Raw genomic sequence first — 17,948 nt, 5'->3', positions numbered from 1 at the left:
CCGCTGCTTTCCTAACTTTTATGTCGTTTAACACTTTTCGTGTGGTAGTACTGTATCCGGATATATTTCAGTTGGGTATTTACCAGTAAAGCATGCCATACATTGTCCACGAGTTTCTCCATCGTATGAGCGACCAATGGCATCTAACATACCAGTCTCACTTAAAAATGCTAACGAATCGGCACCAATCATTTGGCGAATTTCTTCAACAGAGTGAGCAGAAGCAATAAGCTCCTCGTGTGTGGAAGTGTCGATTCCGTAAAAGCACGGATTTTTCATCGGCGGCGAGCTTATTCGTACGTGTACTTCTTTTGCTCCTGCCTCTTTTAACATTTGGATGATACGTCGACTCGTCGTTCCCCGGACAATCGAGTCATCCACCATAACCACTCTTTTTCCTTCTACCACTCCACGTACAGGTGAGAGTTTCATTTTCACCCCTTGTTCACGTAGAGTTTGGGATGGTTGGATGAATGTACGTCCAACATAACGGTTTTTAATTAATCCAAGTTCGTACGGTAGTTCTGCCCATTCTGCATATCCTATCGCCGCAGAAATACTGGAATCTGGAACACCTGTAACAACATCTGCATCAACTGGTGCTTCCATTGCTAATTGCTTTCCTAAATTTTTTCGTGCGGTATGAACATTAATTCCGTTAATATTGCTATCTGGACGAGAAAAATAAATATATTCCATACTACAAATAGCTCGTTGAGTATGAAGTGAAAAACGTTCAAAGTGTAAGCCTTCATCATTAATAATGAGCAATTCTCCTGGCTCCACGTCACGCAAGTATGTTGCACCAATAATATCAAACGCGCACGTTTCTGAAGCAACAACGTAAGCATCGCCTAACATTCCTAATGAAAGTGGGCGTAATCCGTTTGGATCTAACGCGACCATCATTTCTGTTTCTGTCATTATAAGAAAGGCATATGCACCTTTTAATAGTGATAGGGCATTTTTCACTTTATCTTTAAAAAGTGGGTAGCCGCTACGTTTAATTAAATGTGCTAACACTTCTGTATCGGAACTAGTTTGTAAAATACTTCCTTGTCCTTCTAACTGATATTTCAACGCGTTTGCATTTACTAAATTTCCGTTATGTGCGAGAGCAATACTACCAGTTTGCGAATGGAAGAGAAGTGGCTGGACATTTTCAAAGCCACCCCCGCCTGCTGTTGCATAGCGAACATGACCTATCGCCGCTCGACCATGTAACTCCTGCAGTTTTCCTCCAGCAAATACTTCGTTTACGAGACCTTCCCCTTTTACACAAGATAGCTTTTCTCCATCAGAAACTACTATTCCAGCTCCTTCTTGACCTCGATGCTGGAGACTATGCAATCCGTAATACGTTACTTGTGCACTTTCAGGGTGTCCCCAAATACCGAACACTCCACATTCTTCATTTAAGCCTCTGATTTCAGTAAGCATGGGATAGCCCCTTTCCAAGCTGCTGTCATTTCGTTTGAAGTAAGGCGTAAAACTTCTTCCTCTCCAGCTTGAATAGATAAATTACTATCGTTTGTTACGCTACCTATTTCCGTCGCATCTACTAATGCTAAAAATGCCTCACGATGTTCTGGTTTTACAGAAACGATGTAACGTGATTGAGTTTCACTAAATAGAGCTGTTGTTACATCACCTTGAACTCGAATCTCTGCTCCTACATGTTCATTTCCCATTACACTTTCAGCAACCGCTACTGCTAAACCACCTTCAGAAATATCGTGAGCTGATTGTACATAACCGCTACGAATTGCGGCTAACAATTCTGCTTGTCTTTTCATCTCAACGTTAAGATCAATGGAAGGTGGTGCACCAAAGATTTTGCCATTTTGTAATTTTTGAAGCTCACTTCCGCCAAACTCAGGCTTCGTTTCCCCAATCATAAAAATGATATCTCCAGCCTCTTTAAAAGATTGTGTTGTCACATATTCAACATCTTCAATTAAACCAACCATACCAACTACTGGTGTTGGATAAACTGCTACACCGTTCGTTTCGTTATATAGAGATACGTTTCCACCAATAACAGGTGTTTGTAATTCACGACATGCATCGCTCATTCCATCTACAGCTTTTTCTAACTGCCAAAAAATTTCTGGTTTTTCCGGATTTCCGAAGTTTAAGCAATCTGTAATCGCAAGTGGACGAGCACCAGAACATACTAGATTACGTGCAGCTTCTGCAACAGCAATTTTTCCACCAACTTCAGGATCTAAATATAAGTAGCGAGAGTTACAGTCTGTTGTCATCGCTAATGCTTTTTCTGTCCCACGAATTCGTACTACTGCTGCATCTGATCCTGGGCAAACAACTGTGTTTGTTCTTACTTGATAATCGTATTGATCATATACCCACTCTTTACTAGCAATAGTTGGTTGTTGTAGTAGTTCCATTAACGTTTCCCCATAGTTCGAAACAGTTGGAATTTCTACTTCCATCTCTTGAAAATCTCTATAATAAGCAGGTTCACTAGAAGGCTTATTGTATACAGGGGCATCCTCTGCTAAGGCGTCTACTGGAACATCCGCAATTACTGTCCCGTTATGCATTAAACGCAACTGTTTATCATCTGTTACAACACCAATCGCAACCGCTTCTAAGTCATACTTTTCAACAATTTTTTGTGCTTCATGCTCACGACCTTTTTCTACGACAATTAACATGCGCTCTTGTGACTCAGAAAGCATCATCTCATAGCCAGTCATACCTGTTTCACGTTGAGGTACTAAATCTAAGTTCATTTCAATTCCAGAGCCTGCTTTTGAAGCCATTTCTGCAGATGAGCTCGTTAATCCAGCAGCTCCCATATCTTGAATTCCGACAAGGCCGTCCCATTTCACTATTTCTAGACATGCTTCTAATAATAATTTTTCCATGAATGGGTCACCAACTTGAACAGCTGGTCGTTTTTCTTCAGAAGCTTCTGATAGTTCTTCTGATGCAAAGGTCGCTCCGTGAATACCGTCACGTCCTGTTTTTGCTCCAACATACATGACTGTGTTTCCGACACCTTTTGCTTGCCCTTTTTTTATATCTTCATGGTTAATGATACCAACACACATAGCATTTACTAACGGATTTCCTTCATAGGAAGGATCAAATTGGACCTCTCCCCCAACAGTTGGAATACCGATACAATTTCCGTAGCCAGCTATACCTGCCACCACTTCTTCAAACAAATACTTTACTCGTGGGTTTGTCAGCTCCCCGAATCTTAAAGAGTTTAATAGAGCGATAGGACGCGCTCCCATTGAAAATACATCACGAATAATTCCACCTACACCAGTTGCAGCACCTTGATACGGTTCAATGGCAGAAGGATGGTTATGACTTTCAATTTTAAAAACTACTGCTTGGTTATCACCGATATCAACGATTCCCGCTCCTTCACCAGGACCTTGTAAAACGTGTGGCCCTTCTGTTGGGAACTTGCGTAACACAGGCTTTGAATTTTTATAACTACAATGTTCTGACCACATGACGGAAAATAGGCCTGTTTCTGTGTAGTTTGGTAAGCGACCAAGAATATTCTCTATCATAGAGAACTCTTCATCACTCAATCCCATTTCTCTATATATTTTTTCATCTTTAATTTTTATTGGATTTGGCTCAAGAAGTAACGACATATGTTTCCCTCCAGTTTCGGACAATGGATTTAAATAATTTCAATCCGTCTGCACTACCTAAAAGCTCACTAACAGCACGTTCAGGATGTGGCATCATACCTAATACATTTCCTTTTTCATTGACAATTCCAGCAATAGAATCTAAACTTCCGTTCGGATTGTCACCTGCATAACGAAACACAATTTGATTATTCTCTCTTAACGTTGCAAGCGTTGCTTCATCACAATAGTAATTTCCTTCACCATGAGCGATTGGAATCATTATTTCTTCTCCATTTTCGTACTCACTCGTAAACATCGTTTTATCGTTTTCTACGCGAAGAGGAACCGTTCTGCATATGAACTTTAACCCTTTATTTCTTTGCATAGCACCTGGTAAAAGTCCAGACTCTAATAAAATTTGGAATCCGTTACAAACACCTAATACTGGCTTACCTTGTTCTGCAGCTTTTACCACTTCATTCATAACGTTTGAAAATCTTGCAATCGCTCCAGAGCGTAAGTAATCTCCGTAAGAAAAACCACCAGGAAGTAAGATGCCATCGTATTCATCTAAATTAGTAGCATCATGCCAAACGTACTCTACCTCTTGTCCTAGTTCATCTTTAATCGCATGAAACATATCTACATCACAGTTAGAACCAGGAAACACGATTACTGCAAATTTCATGAAGGAACAACCTCCTCCACCTCATAACGATAATCTTCAATAACAGTATTAGCTAACAGCTTTTCACACATTTCTTTTACTAGTACATCTAAGTCGCGCTCTGACTTTGCAATTGTTAATTCTAAATATTTTCCAATACGAACATCTTCTACTTCATTGTAAGAAAGAGAATGAAGTGAGCTTTTTACTGCTGTTCCTTGTGGATCTAAAACACTTTCCCTTAACGTAACGAAAACTTTTACTTTATACATGAGCGTTGCCTCCGATTCGGTGTAGTATTTGTTCATATGCTTTTGTTAAATTGCCTAAATCACGACGAAACACATCTTTATCTAGCTTTTCATTCGTATGTTTATCCCATAGTCGACAAGTATCAGGAGAAATTTCATCCGCAAGAACGATATTCCCATCCAATGTCTTTCCAAACTCTAACTTAAAATCTATTAATCTAATATCTTTTTGTTCGAAAAAGTCAGATAAAAATAAGTTCACTTTTCCTGCAAGCACTTTTAATTCAGCTACTTCTTCAGGAGTAGCTAATTCAAGCAAGGCAATATGGTCCTCTGTAATTAACGGGTCACCTAATTCATCATCCTTATAATAAAACTCTACGATTGGCTTCTTTAAAGGTAGACCTTCTTCTATACCTAAACGCTTCGCCATACTGCCTGCTGTTACGTTTCTTACTACAACTTCTAAAGGGATGATCGTTACTTTTTTTACAAGTTGTTCTGTCTCAGAAAGCTGCTGAACAAAGTGATTTTCTACTCCAGCTTTTTGAAGCTCGGAAAATAGGAAACTAGTAATAAGATTATTTAATCTACCTTTCCCTTCAATACTTGCTTTCTTTTCTCCATTAAAGGCTGTCGCGCTATTTTTATATTCTAACCAAACGATAGTATCATCATTTGTTGCATATACTTTTTTCGCCTTACCTTCATACATTAGATCCAATTTTTGAATGTCCATGAAGATCGCCCCAATCTTTCTATTTGGGGGAGCAAAGTCCCCCACCTTTTTATAGTCCTAATCTCGTGAAAATCGTATCCACATGCTGTAAATGGTAGTTGTAATCAAAGCAGTCTTCAATCTGAGCCGCAGTTAAACGGGATGTGATTTTCCCTTCGCCTTCTACAAGTTGACGAAAAGCTACTTGTTTTTCCCATGCTTCCATCGCTTTCGGTTGAACCGTATCATATGCTTCTTCACGGCTCATGCCAGTATCGATAAGCGCTAATAGAACACGTTGCGAATAAATTAGTCCTAACGTACGGTCCATATTACGCTTCATATTATCTGGAAACACCGTTAAATTTTTCACGATATTGCCGAAACGATTTAACATGTAATTTAAAGCAATTGTCGCATCCGGAAGAATGATTCTTTCTGCGGATGAATGAGAAATATCACGTTCATGCCATAACGGTACATTTTCATAGGCAGTCATCATATACCCACGAATGACACGTGCTAGCCCAGTCATATTCTCAGATCCAATTGGGTTCCGTTTATGTGGCATCGCTGAGGAACCTTTCTGTCCTTTTGCGAAAAACTCTTCTACTTCACGAGTCTCACTCTTTTGTAAACCGCGAATTTCAACGGCAAACTTTTCTATTGAAGAAGCAATTAATGCTAATGTGCTCATATAGTGAGCGTGTCGATCGCGTTGTAATGTTTGAGTTGAAATAGGTGCTGCTTGTAAACCTAATTTTTCACACACATATTGCTCTACGAAAGGGTCGATGTTGGCGTATGTTCCAACCGCTCCAGAAATCTTTCCGAATTCAATTCCGGCAGAAGCTTGCTTAAAACGCTCAACATTACGCTTCATTTCTTCATACCAAAGCGCTAACTTAAGACCAAAAGTAGTAGGCTCCGCATGTACTCCGTGCGTTCTTCCCATCATCACGGTATATTTATGTTCTTGTGCTTTTTCCTTTAATATCGCGACAAACCGTTCCAAGTCTTGAAGAAGTATGGTGTTTGCTTGTTTGACTAAATAAGATAATGCTGTATCAACAACGTCTGTTGAAGTTAATCCGTAATGCACCCATTTTTTCTCGTCTCCTAGCGTTTCCGATACTGCTCTCGTAAAAGCAACAACGTCATGACGAGTTTCTTCTTCAATCTCATAAATTCGATTTATATCGAAAGACGCTTTTTCACGCAAAATTTTCACGTCTTCTTTCGGGATTTCCCCTAATTCTGCCCATGCTTCACATGCTAGGATTTCTACTTCTAACCAAGCTTTGAATTTATTTTCATCTGTCCAAATAGCAGCCATTTCTGGTCTTGAGTAACGTTCGATCATCGTTGACTTCCTCCGTTCTTATACTTCGACTGTAAGCTCGTTTGCTTTTTTCAAAGCAATTTCAACTGTATCACTTACGATATTTAAATGCCCCATTTTTCTCTTCTCTTTTTTCTCTTCTTTTCCATATAGATGTAGCTTTCCGTCGCGGTTTTGTTCAAAAAAAGCAATTCCTGCATCCATATTTTCTCCTAATAGGTTTACCATCACGACGGAATTCCATAATGTTGTTTTTCCAAGAGGTAAGCCACATATTGCTCGAACGTGCTGTTCAAATTGGGATGTTTCACATGCATCTATTGAAAAATGCCCTGAATTATGCGGTCGAGGCGCCAATTCATTAATGAAAATCGTTTCTTCATTTAGTACGAACATCTCAACAGCTAACGTCCCAATTAGGCCAACATGCTCGGCTAGATTGGTTGCCGCTTCTATCGCTTGTTTCTTTAATTGTTGTGAAACTCTAGCAGGTACAATCGTTTGGTGTAAAATATTGTCCTTATGAATGTTTTCCGCCACTGGAAACACGTCCGTTTCACCGTTAGTACCTCTTGTTACGACGACTGAAATTTCCTTTTCGAACGAAATCCATTTTTCTAACACGCATTCTCCATGTGCTAAAAGCGCTGTTGCCTTTTCTATATCGTTTTCACTCTTAATAACTACTTGACCTTTCCCGTCATAACCAAAGCGACAAGTTTTTAATACTGCTGGTAATCCTAATTCTTCAATTGCTTCGTTTAATTGAGCTTTATCGACAACTTGTTTATACGGTGCTACGTCAAGCCCTGCTTTTTTAATCATTTTTTTTTCATGTACACGATGCTGTGTTTGCTTTAACACGTTGCTTCCTTGTGGAAGATAGGCATTTTCTTCTAACCAAAGAAGAGTTTCATAGTTTATATTTTCAAACTCGTACGTAATTACGTCCGAAACTTTAGCTAACTTTTGGATGCTTTCTAAATCATCAAACGAGGCAGTAATTTCGATATCCGCTATTTGACCACATGGAGAATTAGGCGTAGGGTCCAATACTGCAATGGAATAGCCCATCGCTCGTGCTGATAACGCCATCATTCTACCTAATTGTCCACCGCCGATAATACCAATTGTTTGTGGGGGTAAAATTGATTTATACAAGGTCTTCACTGCTTTCTAACACTTTTTGTTTTGTCATTTCACGTCTAGTTTCTAAACGAGTAGCTACTTCATCGTTAAAACTTCCAATTATTTGAGCAGCTAGTAGTCCAGCATTTGTAGCACCAGCTTTCCCGATAGCAACCGTTGCAACCGGAACTCCACCTGGCATTTGTACAATTGATAATAATGAATCTAGTCCGTTTAGAGCTTTTGATTGAACAGGAACTCCGATAACAGGAAGTGTTGTTTTCGCTGCAACCATTCCAGGTAAATGCGCTGCCCCTCCAGCACCTGCAATGATTACTTTTAAACCTCGAGTTCTTGCTGTTTCTGCATAGGAAAACATTAAATCTGGTGTTCGGTGAGCTGATACAACTTTTTTCTCGTATACTATTTGTAATTCATCTAAAACCTCACAACTATGCTTCATCGTTTCCCAATCTGACGTACTCCCCATGATCACACCTACTTGTGCACTCATTCTCTCGCTCCTTTTCTATAAACAAAAAAGTTTTACTGTTAAATTATGAGAAAATAATAAAAGCCCAGATAGACTCCTTCCAACAATAAGGGAAAGAAAGTCTACCTGAGCATATTTTAATAAAAAAATAGCGCCAAGCAGCCATCTGAAAAAAGATAGCTCTCTCCCTCATAGTCCAACTTTTTACGGAAGTCGGGTAGAAACTTATGGGCCATATTCCCAAGATTATATGAGGTACGTATAACTATTCTAACTTCTAACACTATCTTAACAGGGGTTATCTAACACTGTCAATGTTATTTTCGAACGATGCTACACTTTTTGTATTTAATGTTCGTGTTTTCGCGCATTTATCCTTCTGGATTCATTAAACGTCCTTCAAAAACAATTTTTCTTCCACATGGTTCTACTTCTTTTTTACCATTTCTCTCGACTTCTTGAAAAATTGGTTCCTCCATCCGCCTTGTCGGTATATACCCCTCACTTTTCATCCGATCAAGACATTGATCAATCGTTTCATTTTCCATTACTACAAAATTTTGTTTTCCTTTTGTTTTTTTCGCCATTCTTTAATTTTCCTTTCTTTCACTGCCTTCACCCAAAATCCGCCGTGAATGGTTTTCGGTTCGTATGCTATAATAAATGCTTTCGGATCTAGTTCTTTAATTAAATGATACAAACTAATTTCATATTTTCTAGGTGTTAATATTTGAAGGGCCATTCGATCTCCTTCCAAGCCGTTAGCTTGCCAGTTCGTAACACCATATCCTTTTTCACGCAACTGCTTAGGTAAGTCTTTATCATATTCCTTTGTAATAACGTTAACTGTAATATAACCAAGTGCAAGTTTTTCTTCTATTTTCATTCCAACTATTACACCCAAACCGTATCCAAGTGCGTACGCTATTAAATTTTGAATTTGATTTAAATTATCCAACACTAACCCTAAACCAACAACATATATAACTACTTCAATTGTACTAATAAGTGCTGCTAAATATCTTTGACCTTTTAATGTTAAAATCATTCTAATTGTAAAGAAAGATACGTATACAACATTAATAATAATGATAATTGCTACCATTATAAAACTATTTTCTAACATTGCTGTCCCTCCATTTCAAACGGGTATAAATGTTTATTTTACGAGAATGACTAGGCTGCTGTAAATATGATAGGCAATATTTTAGAAATAAATATATAGAAATGGTATCTTGGTAAACGTATCGTTTCACTAAGGTATATAATAACATCAGCAATGTCGGTTTAAGTATCCTTTAGTGGTACTATTCCCATAGTAACAGATAGGAATGTAAGTAATTTACTATTTTCGCTTTATTAGTTTTTTTCTTCGCGAAAATCGTTTGCATTATGTTTATAAATATTGCCGCTAGATTTCCCTCTTAAACACCCTATTATATTAGAAACAACTCCCCCTATAGGCACATGACCTCCCTTTTTGCATAAGTTATAGGTAGAAATGTAAATAAAGGGAGGATAAATGATGATGATGAACAATAACCCTTTTAAGCAGTTAGGTGATTGGCGCAAAAACTTTGATCAGTTTTTCGGTGATGAATTTTGGAATGGCTTTGAACCGATGATTCAAAATATGCAAACACAAACAAACCTATATCGGAACGAAAACGAAATTGTTTGTATAATGGCTTTACCTGGACTAGAAAAGCCCGATGAGGTAGAAGTTTTTATTCACCCACAACATATTGAAGTAAAAGGTCATATACGCTTACCTATTGAAAATTTAGAACTCGTTGAGGAAGGTATTTTTCAAGGGGACTTTGAACGCAAAATCGAGCTTCCTTTTCCTGTTAGAGAGGATAAAGTAGAAGCTACGTACGAAAACGGCTTATTGTTTATACATCTTCATCGGCATATACCGAATAATACGAAACGTAAAATTATGATCCAAAACGGTGTTCAAACAAACAAAACGATGAACACTTCGAACGAGTAATAATCGTTCGATTTTTTTTATTGAAATTAAATGAACGCAATATCTTACATAAACGTCCTATAATAGATTAAAGTTTAGAAGCTATGTAAATAGATAACATGAGGAGAGGTGAGGCATGTAGATGGAAAAAGAAGAAGAAATACAACTTGTTGAGAAAGCAAAACGCGGCGATGACAACGCCTTCTCCCAGCTTTATGAGCAATACTACCCTTTTTTATACAAATATCTGTTAAAACTAACGTTACACGAAGATTTAAGTAAAGACTTGGCACAAGATACGATGCTGAAGTGTTATAAACATTTACATGCCTTTAACGGAGATAGTAAATTTTCATCTTGGATGATTTCCATCGCTTCTCGAGCATATATTGATTCTTTGCGAAAAAAAAGACGAGAAAACAATTGGCTTCAACAAGTAAAAACCTCTCTCTCCCGTCAGCTTTCGTGGGCCTCTAAAACGAAAGGGATGGAGTGGAGCCATCACTTTTTAGACTTTAATAAGCTAGAAGCCGATATACGCGTCCCAATTTTATTACGACACTATTACGGTTATTCTTACGAAGAGATTGGCAAAATGCTAGGCATTAAAGCAGGTACAGTTAAATCTCGCGTTCATAACGGAATTAAACTAATTAGAAAGGAGTGGACAGAGAATGAGTAATCATCAAGATCAAGATGTAATAAAAGCTTTACAAAAAGATTGGAACAATATTGATGAACTGGCTGGAGAGCAACACCTATCACATTATGCCATTCAACAACAAGTTCAACTATTTCAACAGAAAAGAAAAAAAGCATTTTATAAAGAATTGACCTTTTTCATTATGATTGCCATTTTCATATTAAGTCTTTTCCTTACTACTATTTCCAAAGGGATGCAAATCGCATTTTATATTCAGCTTCTTGCAGCAATTATCGGGCCAGTTGTTTACTTTTTTCTTTTACGTCGTGAGGAAAGGAAGGCATGGCGATGACAGAAGAAAAAATAATTATCCTAATTCTCTTATCGCCCATTTTATTCATTCAAAGTATTTTTCTTTTCATTGATGCAAAAAAGCGAAATAGTTATGCATGGTTTTGGGGTTTATGGGGATTAATACAGTTTCCACTTCCATCTATTTTATATTGGTTTTTTGTTATAAGACCACAAAATAAACAACAAAGAAAGGGTGCATCTAAATGGAAGAGTTAATGCAAATCAACTGGGCTATTATTGCTCCTATATTCGTACTACAGCTTATTTTAATGGTTTTTGCACTAATTAGTTGCTTACGTCAAGACGAAACGAACGGGCCAAAATGGTTATGGGTACTAGTTATTATTTTTATCAACATCTTAGGTCCGATTCTTTATTTTGTTATTGGCAAAAAGAATAATTAAGGAGAAAAAAGGATGCTTGTACAAGTAAAAGACTTACAAAAAGACTTTAATGCACATACCGCGGTAAAAAAAGTATCGTTTACGATTGAAAAAGGAAATTGCATTGCCCTCCTTGGTCCAAATGGAGCAGGCAAAACGACAACATTACAAATGTTAGCCGGATTACTAAGTTCCACTAGTGGATCCATCCAATTCACAGAATTACAGGGTAAAGATTATCGTCTAAAAATTGGGTTCCTTCCACAACACCCTTCCTTTTTTAACTGGATGACACCAGTACAATTTTTGCAGTTTGCTGGTGAACTTTCAAACATTCGTAAACAGGAATTAAAAGATAAAATTGAAGAGGTATTGCAATTCGTCTCTTTAAGTGATGTAAAAAAGAAACGAATCGGTGGATTTTCTGGTGGAATGAAACAACGTCTCGGATTAGCTCAAGCATTGCTCCATGACCCAGAATTACTCATATTAGACGAACCAGTATCCGCTTTAGACCCAGCTGGCCGTCGAGATGTATTAACACTTATCCATCAGTTAAAAGAACGTATGACGATTTTATTTTCTACTCACGTTTTACATGATGCTGAACAGGTATGCGATAAAGTTATTATGTTAAAGAACGGGGAAATAAAATGGGATGGAACGTTAGATGAATTAAGAAAAGCCTTTGCCACTTCCGCAGTAAAAATTCAAACCGAAGAACCATTAGAAGGCAAATTGAATTTAGCAAATGTCGAGAACATTCATTTCAACACAAAAAATAGTGCAACACTCTATCCGAATGCAGCTCTCGACTCCAATAAACTATTATCTACCCTTATAGAAAATGGTTTAACGATTCATCGTTTTGAAAAAGTCCAGGATTCTTTAGAGGATGCCTACATGAAGGTGATGGAACAATGAAAAATCTATTTATACTATGGAAAAAAGAAATGATAGAAAATGGCCAAAATGGGAAATGGATTTGGCTTCCAATTGCCATCACTTTAATAGGGATTTCACAACCAATTACAAGTTACTATATGCCACAGATTATTGAAATGGCAGGAAATTTACCAGAAGGAGCGTCTATTGTTTTGCCGACCCCCTCTGGCGGTGAAGTGTTAGCTGGAACCCTCTCTCAAATTGGTACAGTTGGAACATTGTTATTTGTTTTAGCAATAATGGGTGTCATCTCAAACGAACGAGCCAACGGATCAATTACGATGGTTATGGTGCGTCCCGTCACACCTTTACAATACGTTGCAAGTAAATGGATTGGACAGCTTTTAATTACACTAACTTCCTTCTTACTGAGCTATTTTCTAACTTGGTATTATACAAATCTTTTATTTTCCTCTGTAAGCTGGCAAGCAGCTCTCGGCAGTTTCGCCATTTATAGCCTATGGATTGTGTTAATCGTTTCGTTTTCTATTTGGATGGGCACTCTATTAAAAGGAAATGGAGCTATTGCAGCAGTTAGTATCTCCTTTTTAGGAATATTAAGCTTGCTAACTAGTCTCTTCCCACGGTTTATGAAATGGAGCCCAGGTAATTTGCGTGAACATGCAACTGTTCTATTAATAGAACAACCTGCTCAAGACCACCTAGTGCTAACGTTAGTTGTTACCATTTTACTCTGTAGCCTCTTTTTCGGATTAGCGGTCACTAGCTTTAAGAGGTTAGAACGATTTTAATGCTTTAATCAGAAACGGATAGAATGAATCTATCCGTTTTTTGCATTTCCGGAAATTGCTCGGTAATATTTCTGTTTCGAAGTCAGATTAAGAAATAAAAGAAAACCTGTTAATAGTAACGTTATAAAAGCCCCACTCACAACTGTAAATTTAATAGATACAAATTGAGCAGTTATCCCAAAAACAGATGTAACTACAATAATGAGGAAGGCTTCCACAAATCCGTAAAGACTTCCAATTCTCCCCATTACCTCCACAGGAATATTATTTTGATAAAAAGTTTGGAAACCCGTATTAGCAAACGCACTTGCAAATGCTAACAAGAATACCCCAATCGATGCGACACTAAAACTTGTTGAAAAAGAAAAAATGATATAGCCGAGTGCAACTACAACTGAACCACCCCCTATCATAAAAGGAATCGATAATTTTTTCGTAAATAAAACATTAATTAATGCTCCTATTAAAATACCTGCTCCTGCAATACTTACGAGAAATCCGTACTCACTATCTGATAAAAGGATTACTTCTTTTGAAAAAGCTACCTCTAATGAATCAATTGCTGTTTGCATTACGATAAATGCACTAAATAAGAAATAAATAGTCATAACATACAAGTGATTTTTACTAAACTGGAAAACTACATTCCAGTCAGTTTTGAATAAATGAAAAGAAAGCTTCTCTGTATTTTCTTCTTTTTCATTTTCTAAATTTGGCATGAACATTGTTATTATCGCCGAAAAGAAAAAAGCTACTGCATTAATATAAATAGCTAAAACAGGTGTTCCAACTAAAAATAATACCCCTGTAATTGCTGGCCCTAAAAAAAATGCTCCTGACCCTAACAAGCTTCTCCAAGAGTTAAACTTTTGACGTTGATTAACCGGAATTAATCTCGTAATATAATTCGTCGATGTTGGGCCGTAAATAGAAGAAGCCATATTAATGAAAAAGACTAAAATGTATATAATCCATAACAGGGATGAAAAGTACGCTAAACAAAGTATTAGAGCCCCTTGGATTATATCTAACAGTACCATTAAATACTTTTTATTCGTCCGGTCAATTACGCTCCCACTCCACAAATTTGTAAATACCGTTGCTAACGGTCTGATAAGATAAAGTGCAGTGACAGCAAGTGCTGAACTAGTCATATTAAACACTAAAACATTAAGAGCAATAAAATAAACCCACATGCCTAAATTGGATATTCCAATTCCGAATAACAAAATAACAGGATACTTCCACGATGATATTTTACTAATATTCCTCATAGGTACCTCCCGCAAATGATTTTTTACAAAAGCAAAAAATCCCACCCCCAAGACTTTTTTGTCTTGGGGGCGAGATTGTATCATCGCGGTGCCACCCCTATTTTATTAATATGTCACCTTTTAAGGTACTGCAGATTCATAACTGCCTATACCTTGGCTCTTTAACGGGAGCTCCCGTCACACCATCCCTAAAAAGTTCCGATATGCTGCTCAGAGGCTTGCTTCAATAAAATTGTCCTTACTCCTTTTCAGCAACCGGAGCTCTCTGGAAAAGACCCTTTTATGTACTCTTCTCTTCATCGCCATTGTTATTATTTTTAACATCTTATCATTATTGGATTTTCATGTAAATAAGGAAATATTTTCTCTCTTGATTATACATACGTTTTTAGGAATAATTATTCAAAAATATATAAGTTGATGATACACTTATTAAAAATAAATAAAAGGAAGTCTATCTTTATGCTTAATACATCTAACGACAATATTGTCCAAACAACTACTAAATTCCCATATCGCTTTGAGGATTTAGAAAGAATCGCAAAACATACTCTAGCCGAAAACGTATTTAGTTACATTTATTCAGGAGCTAGTGCTGAAAATACGTTACAGAAAAACAACTCTACTTTTCATAAATATAATATGATTCCTCGCTTGCTTAGAGATGTGTCAAAAATAGATATGTCCATAAACCTATTCGGCAAACAGTTACCAACCCCTCTTATTTTAGCACCTGTTGGCGTTCTTAAAATGGTTAATGAAATGGGAGATCTTGCTGTAGTAAAGGCAGCCGAAACATTCAACCTACCGTTTATTCAAAGTACTGTTTCTAGTTTTTCAATAGAAGAGGTTAGCCAAGCAAGTAGTAATCCTAAGTGGTTTCAATTATACTGGTCCAAAAATTTGGACGTTACATTTAATATGGTCAATCGCGCTGAGCAAGCAGGTTATGAAGCGATAGTATTAACGATTGATACCGTTACACTTGGCTGGAGAGAGTCCGACTTACATCACGGCTTTTCCCCACTTGCTAATGGATACGGACAAGGAATATGGGAATCCGACACAGCTTTTTTATCCAGTTTAAGGGATGGAAGTCAAAACGCTATGATCGAAGGAATTATCGATAATATTAATTTCCCATCGTTGCAATGGCAACACATTGTTGAATTAAAAAAGCGAACCCACCTTCCAATCATATTAAAAGGAATACTCCATCCTGATGATGCTCTTCTTGCACTTCAATACGGTGTTGACGGAATAATTGTTTCTAATCATGGTGGAAGGCAGTTAGATGGAATCATTCCTAGCATAAATGCTCTACCAGCTATCGTAAAAGCAATTGACGGTAAGATTCCTGTTCTTTTTGATAGCGGGATACGTAGAGGCAATGATGCTCTAAAAGCTATTGCTTTAGGAGCCGATGCAGTATTAATTGGAAGACCATTCGTTTATAGTTTAGCAATCGGTGGAGAAGAGGGCGTTCGCCAATTTTTAAGTAATTTCATTCAAGACTTCCAAACAAATATGATACTTACTGGTGTCTGTTCCATAAAAGAAGCAAAAGAAATTCATATCGTTCGAGAGTAACTTATCATAATGCAATTTCGATGCTGAAATTGCATTTTTTTATGCACTTTAAAATGCTTATATGATTATATTGCAATATAGTAGGTGAGGGAGATGGTTATTATTTCAATTACAGTAAAGAAGGCACAGCCTCAAGATTACTCCTCTATCTCTTTAATTGCGAATGAGGTACATGAAAAACATGTAAATGCTTTACCTCATATTTTTTATACAGTTAAAAATGCATTACCAAAAATATATTTTGAAGAACTAATTGAAAACCCGATGTGCGAAATATTAGTGGCTAAAGAAGGAGAAGATGTAGTTGGATTCGCTATAATTGAAATAATGGAATCACCACCCATTCCAACCTACACATATAGAAAGATCTCGTTTATTAACAATATCGCAATAAAAAAAGAATACTCCAGAAAAGGGATTGGTGATACCTTATTTAAAGAATGTACAAATTGGTCCAAAATTCATGGAGCCTCTGCAATCGAATTGAATGTATGGGAGTTTAATCAAGATGCTATAGCATTTTATAGAAAGCTAGGTATGGAATATGCTAGTAGGAAAATGTACATTCCTTTGGCTGATTAGCATTCATTATAGAATATTGCATAACACTTTATGTAAAGGGATTTTAATGTGGATTGTTATTGGTTTTTTGCTCAGATAAGAATAGAATAGAACAGTCGCTTGAGGTCCACAGGTCTTCCCTTAAGGGGATTCTCCTTAAAGTTCTTATTTTATTGATTTCGTAAAATATAATTCTATATAAAGTTCAAAAGCACAGGCGCTTCGTTCAGGCCCGTACAAACTGGACTGTTACGGTTGTGATAAAGGAAACACGGCGACGGAGGAGCCGATGTTGACTTATCGTACTTCGGATAAGGGAAGTTTGATAGGGCCTAAGCGCCGGAGCTAGACACAAAAGCGGAGGCGGCTCGTTCTGGCCCGACAAGCATAAGGCAGGCGCTGCAGGTGGACGCTCTTTGTCCACCGGAAGTGACTGACTTATGTCTCGAGGGCCAAGCCGCCGGAGCTAGACACAAAAGCGGAGGCGGCTCGTTCTGGCCCGACAAGCATAAGGCAGGCGCTGCAGGTGGACGCTCTTTGTCCACCGGAAGTGACTGACTTATGTCTCGAGGGCCAAGCCGCCGGAGCTAGACACAAAAGCGGAGGCGGCTCGTTCTGGCCCGACAAGCATAAGGCAGGCGCTGCAGGTGGACGCTCTTTGTCCACCGGAAGTGACTGACTTATGTCTCGAGGGCCAAGCCGCCGGAGCTAGAAGTAGCAACACAAAGTTAGTAGTTATCTACAACTTTCCACTTTTATAATTTCCTAAACGACAAAAAAAGCCCAGCGCCTAATTACGCTGAACCTTTTCTGTATGCCTGGCGACGTCCTACTCTCACAGGGGGACAGCCCCCAACTACCATCGGCGCTGAAGAGCTTAACTTCCGTGTTCGGTATGGGAACGGGTGTGACCTCTTCGCCTTCATCACCAGACATATTTAGTTGAAAGAATTGTTCTTTCAAAACTAGATAATATATTTTCATCAAGATTGTTCGTATCGTTCATTTACATTGGTTAAGTCCTCGATCGATTAGTATTCGTCAGCTACACGTGTCGCCACGCTTCCACCTCGAACCTATCAACCTGATCATCTTTCAGGGATCTTACTAGCTTGCGCTAAAGGAAATCTCATCTTGAGGGGGGCTTCATGCTTAGATGCTTTCAGCACTTATCCCGTCCGCACGTAGCTACCCAGCTATGCCTTTGGCAAGACAACTGGTACACCAGCGGTGCGTCCATCCCGGTCCT

20 protein-coding genes, 2 rRNA genes, 1 riboswitch and 1 other annotated feature (1 of these 24 running past the window's edge) are annotated in these 17,948 nt (G+C 37.9%); of the genes, 9 read left to right on the top strand and 13 right to left on the bottom strand.

Annotated elements, in window-relative coordinates:
• Nucleotides 1-27 precede the first annotated feature (27 nt).
• From purF to BC6307_RS00100, 10 genes are all read right to left on the bottom strand, one after another.
• Nucleotides 28-1,440, bottom strand: coding sequence for an amidophosphoribosyltransferase (gene purF, locus BC6307_RS00145; protein ID WP_066417263.1), 1,413 nt, complete (start codon nt 1,438-1,440; stop codon nt 28-30).
• Nucleotides 1,416-3,641 (bottom strand): phosphoribosylformylglycinamidine synthase subunit PurL, encoded by a 2,226-nt coding sequence (purL, locus tag BC6307_RS00140; protein ID WP_066417267.1) that lies wholly within the window; start codon nt 3,639-3,641, stop codon nt 1,416-1,418. The genes purF and purL overlap by 25 nt, the downstream gene beginning before the upstream one ends.
• On the bottom strand, nt 3,625-4,311 hold the full coding sequence (purQ, locus tag BC6307_RS00135; protein ID WP_066417268.1) for a phosphoribosylformylglycinamidine synthase subunit PurQ: 687 nt from the start codon (nt 4,309-4,311) through the stop codon (nt 3,625-3,627). Before purQ ends, purL begins: the two co-directional genes overlap by 17 nt.
• The gene (gene purS, locus BC6307_RS00130) at nt 4,308-4,562 is read right to left on the bottom strand and encodes a phosphoribosylformylglycinamidine synthase subunit PurS (RefSeq protein ID WP_066417269.1); all 255 of its coding nucleotides are present in this window, start codon (nt 4,560-4,562) and stop codon (nt 4,308-4,310) included. The genes purQ and purS overlap by 4 nt, the downstream gene beginning before the upstream one ends.
• Nucleotides 4,555-5,280, bottom strand: a complete 726-nt coding sequence (purC, locus tag BC6307_RS00125) for a phosphoribosylaminoimidazolesuccinocarboxamide synthase (RefSeq protein WP_280522905.1) — start codon at nt 5,278-5,280, stop codon at nt 4,555-4,557. Before purC ends, purS begins: the two co-directional genes overlap by 8 nt.
• A gap of 49 nt (nt 5,281-5,329) precedes the next feature.
• The gene (purB, locus tag BC6307_RS00120) at nt 5,330-6,622 is read right to left on the bottom strand and encodes an adenylosuccinate lyase (protein ID WP_066417270.1); all 1,293 of its coding nucleotides are present in this window, start codon (nt 6,620-6,622) and stop codon (nt 5,330-5,332) included.
• 18 nt (nt 6,623-6,640) lie between these two features.
• Nucleotides 6,641-7,762, bottom strand: coding sequence for a 5-(carboxyamino)imidazole ribonucleotide synthase (gene purK, locus BC6307_RS00115; RefSeq protein ID WP_066417274.1), 1,122 nt, complete (start codon nt 7,760-7,762; stop codon nt 6,641-6,643).
• The gene (purE, locus tag BC6307_RS00110) at nt 7,755-8,243 is read right to left on the bottom strand and encodes a 5-(carboxyamino)imidazole ribonucleotide mutase (protein ID WP_066417275.1); all 489 of its coding nucleotides are present in this window, start codon (nt 8,241-8,243) and stop codon (nt 7,755-7,757) included. The genes purK and purE overlap by 8 nt, the downstream gene beginning before the upstream one ends.
• 151 nt (nt 8,244-8,394) lie before the next feature.
• Nucleotides 8,395-8,496: riboswitch (purine riboswitch) on the bottom strand.
• A 97-nt stretch (nt 8,497-8,593) separates the two neighbouring features.
• A complete protein-coding gene (locus tag BC6307_RS00105) occupies nt 8,594-8,809 on the bottom strand; it encodes an NETI motif-containing protein (RefSeq protein WP_066417278.1) in 216 nt (71 codons plus the stop codon).
• A complete protein-coding gene (locus BC6307_RS00100; RefSeq protein ID WP_066417280.1) occupies nt 8,773-9,348 on the bottom strand; it encodes a DUF2179 domain-containing protein in 576 nt (191 codons plus the stop codon). Before BC6307_RS00100 ends, BC6307_RS00105 begins: the two co-directional genes overlap by 37 nt.
• A gap of 399 nt (nt 9,349-9,747) precedes the next feature.
• On the opposite strand from BC6307_RS00100, the gene BC6307_RS00095 reads away from it, so the two are divergent.
• From BC6307_RS00095 to BC6307_RS00065, 7 genes are all read left to right on the top strand, one after another.
• Nucleotides 9,748-10,218, top strand: a complete 471-nt coding sequence (locus tag BC6307_RS00095; protein ID WP_244905123.1) for an Hsp20/alpha crystallin family protein — start codon at nt 9,748-9,750, stop codon at nt 10,216-10,218.
• 121 nt (nt 10,219-10,339) lie between these two features.
• Complete coding sequence (gene sigY / locus BC6307_RS00090) at nt 10,340-10,879, top strand: RNA polymerase sigma factor SigY (protein WP_066417283.1); 540 nt, start codon at nt 10,340-10,342, stop codon at nt 10,877-10,879.
• Nucleotides 10,872-11,192, top strand: a complete 321-nt coding sequence (locus BC6307_RS00085) for a DUF5345 family protein (RefSeq protein WP_066417285.1) — start codon at nt 10,872-10,874, stop codon at nt 11,190-11,192. Before sigY ends, BC6307_RS00085 begins: the two co-directional genes overlap by 8 nt.
• Nucleotides 11,189-11,410: a transcriptional regulator gene (locus BC6307_RS00080; protein ID WP_084380489.1), complete on the top strand. Its 222-nt coding sequence runs from the start codon at nt 11,189-11,191 to the stop codon at nt 11,408-11,410. The genes BC6307_RS00085 and BC6307_RS00080 overlap by 4 nt, the downstream gene beginning before the upstream one ends.
• Nucleotides 11,398-11,598 (top strand): PLD nuclease N-terminal domain-containing protein, encoded by a 201-nt coding sequence (locus BC6307_RS00075; RefSeq protein ID WP_066417294.1) that lies wholly within the window; start codon nt 11,398-11,400, stop codon nt 11,596-11,598. The genes BC6307_RS00080 and BC6307_RS00075 overlap by 13 nt, the downstream gene beginning before the upstream one ends.
• A 12-nt stretch (nt 11,599-11,610) precedes the next feature.
• Nucleotides 11,611-12,501 (top strand): ABC transporter ATP-binding protein, encoded by an 891-nt coding sequence (locus BC6307_RS00070; protein ID WP_066417302.1) that lies wholly within the window; start codon nt 11,611-11,613, stop codon nt 12,499-12,501.
• On the top strand, nt 12,498-13,274 hold the full coding sequence (locus tag BC6307_RS00065) for an ABC transporter permease (protein ID WP_066417309.1): 777 nt from the start codon (nt 12,498-12,500) through the stop codon (nt 13,272-13,274). The genes BC6307_RS00070 and BC6307_RS00065 overlap by 4 nt, the downstream gene beginning before the upstream one ends.
• Before the next feature lie 29 nt (nt 13,275-13,303).
• Here the strand turns inward: BC6307_RS00065 and BC6307_RS00060 are convergent, their stop codons facing one another.
• The gene (locus BC6307_RS00060; RefSeq protein ID WP_066417312.1) at nt 13,304-14,548 is read right to left on the bottom strand and encodes an MFS transporter; all 1,245 of its coding nucleotides are present in this window, start codon (nt 14,546-14,548) and stop codon (nt 13,304-13,306) included.
• A 62-nt stretch (nt 14,549-14,610) separates the two neighbouring features.
• Nucleotides 14,611-14,857 (bottom strand) — a binding site (T-box leader).
• A gap of 153 nt (nt 14,858-15,010) precedes the next feature.
• Between BC6307_RS00060 and BC6307_RS00055 the strand changes: the two genes are divergently transcribed.
• Together BC6307_RS00055 and BC6307_RS00050 are read left to right on the top strand one after the other, a co-directional pair.
• The gene (locus tag BC6307_RS00055; RefSeq protein ID WP_066417315.1) at nt 15,011-16,138 is read left to right on the top strand and encodes an alpha-hydroxy acid oxidase; all 1,128 of its coding nucleotides are present in this window, start codon (nt 15,011-15,013) and stop codon (nt 16,136-16,138) included.
• Between the two features lie 93 nt (nt 16,139-16,231).
• On the top strand, nt 16,232-16,720 hold the full coding sequence (locus BC6307_RS00050) for a GNAT family N-acetyltransferase (RefSeq protein ID WP_066417316.1): 489 nt from the start codon (nt 16,232-16,234) through the stop codon (nt 16,718-16,720).
• A 795-nt stretch (nt 16,721-17,515) separates the two neighbouring features.
• On the opposite strand, the gene rrf is transcribed toward BC6307_RS00050, so the two are convergent.
• Nucleotides 17,516-17,632, bottom strand: a 5S ribosomal RNA gene (rrf, locus tag BC6307_RS00045).
• A gap of 78 nt (nt 17,633-17,710) precedes the next feature.
• A 23S ribosomal RNA gene (locus BC6307_RS00040) occupies nt 17,711-17,948 on the bottom strand (it continues 2,697 nt past the right edge of the window).

It is taken from the genome of Sutcliffiella cohnii (assembly GCF_002250055.1).
In the GTDB taxonomy this organism is placed as follows: domain Bacteria; phylum Bacillota; class Bacilli; order Bacillales; family Bacillaceae_I; genus Sutcliffiella; species Sutcliffiella cohnii.
The sequence above is the reverse complement of the archived record's forward strand: the minus strand, read 5'-3'. Positions and strand labels throughout refer to the sequence as shown.

What these genes read in the sequence shown, in the direction of transcription:
- purE (WP_066417275.1), bottom strand. Translation starts at nt 8,243, where the DNA reads ATGAGTGCACAAGTAGGTGTGATCATGGGGAGTACGTCAGATTGGGAA.
- BC6307_RS00100 (WP_066417280.1), bottom strand. Translation starts at nt 9,348, where the DNA reads ATGTTAGAAAATAGTTTTATAATGGTAGCAATTATCATTATTATTAAT.
- BC6307_RS00055 (WP_066417315.1), top strand. Translation starts at nt 15,011, where the DNA reads ATGCTTAATACATCTAACGACAATATTGTCCAAACAACTACTAAATTC.
- purQ (WP_066417268.1), bottom strand. Translation starts at nt 4,311, where the DNA reads ATGAAATTTGCAGTAATCGTGTTTCCTGGTTCTAACTGTGATGTAGAT.
- BC6307_RS00050 (WP_066417316.1), top strand. Translation starts at nt 16,232, where the DNA reads ATGGTTATTATTTCAATTACAGTAAAGAAGGCACAGCCTCAAGATTAC.
- purB (WP_066417270.1), bottom strand. Translation starts at nt 6,622, where the DNA reads ATGATCGAACGTTACTCAAGACCAGAAATGGCTGCTATTTGGACAGAT.
- BC6307_RS00065 (WP_066417309.1), top strand. Translation starts at nt 12,498, where the DNA reads ATGAAAAATCTATTTATACTATGGAAAAAAGAAATGATAGAAAATGGC.
- purS (WP_066417269.1), bottom strand. Translation starts at nt 4,562, where the DNA reads ATGTATAAAGTAAAAGTTTTCGTTACGTTAAGGGAAAGTGTTTTAGAT.
- BC6307_RS00080 (WP_084380489.1), top strand. Translation starts at nt 11,189, where the DNA reads ATGACAGAAGAAAAAATAATTATCCTAATTCTCTTATCGCCCATTTTA.
- BC6307_RS00105 (WP_066417278.1), bottom strand. Translation starts at nt 8,809, where the DNA reads ATGGCGAAAAAAACAAAAGGAAAACAAAATTTTGTAGTAATGGAAAAT.
- purL (WP_066417267.1), bottom strand. Translation starts at nt 3,641, where the DNA reads ATGTCGTTACTTCTTGAGCCAAATCCAATAAAAATTAAAGATGAAAAA.
- BC6307_RS00095 (WP_244905123.1), top strand. Translation starts at nt 9,748, where the DNA reads ATGATGATGAACAATAACCCTTTTAAGCAGTTAGGTGATTGGCGCAAA.
- BC6307_RS00085 (WP_066417285.1), top strand. Translation starts at nt 10,872, where the DNA reads ATGAGTAATCATCAAGATCAAGATGTAATAAAAGCTTTACAAAAAGAT.
- BC6307_RS00070 (WP_066417302.1), top strand. Translation starts at nt 11,611, where the DNA reads ATGCTTGTACAAGTAAAAGACTTACAAAAAGACTTTAATGCACATACC.
- purC (WP_280522905.1), bottom strand. Translation starts at nt 5,280, where the DNA reads ATGGACATTCAAAAATTGGATCTAATGTATGAAGGTAAGGCGAAAAAA.
- sigY (WP_066417283.1), top strand. Translation starts at nt 10,340, where the DNA reads ATGGAAAAAGAAGAAGAAATACAACTTGTTGAGAAAGCAAAACGCGGC.
- purF (WP_066417263.1), bottom strand. Translation starts at nt 1,440, where the DNA reads ATGCTTACTGAAATCAGAGGCTTAAATGAAGAATGTGGAGTGTTCGGT.
- BC6307_RS00060 (WP_066417312.1), bottom strand. Translation starts at nt 14,548, where the DNA reads ATGAGGAATATTAGTAAAATATCATCGTGGAAGTATCCTGTTATTTTG.
- BC6307_RS00075 (WP_066417294.1), top strand. Translation starts at nt 11,398, where the DNA reads ATGGAAGAGTTAATGCAAATCAACTGGGCTATTATTGCTCCTATATTC.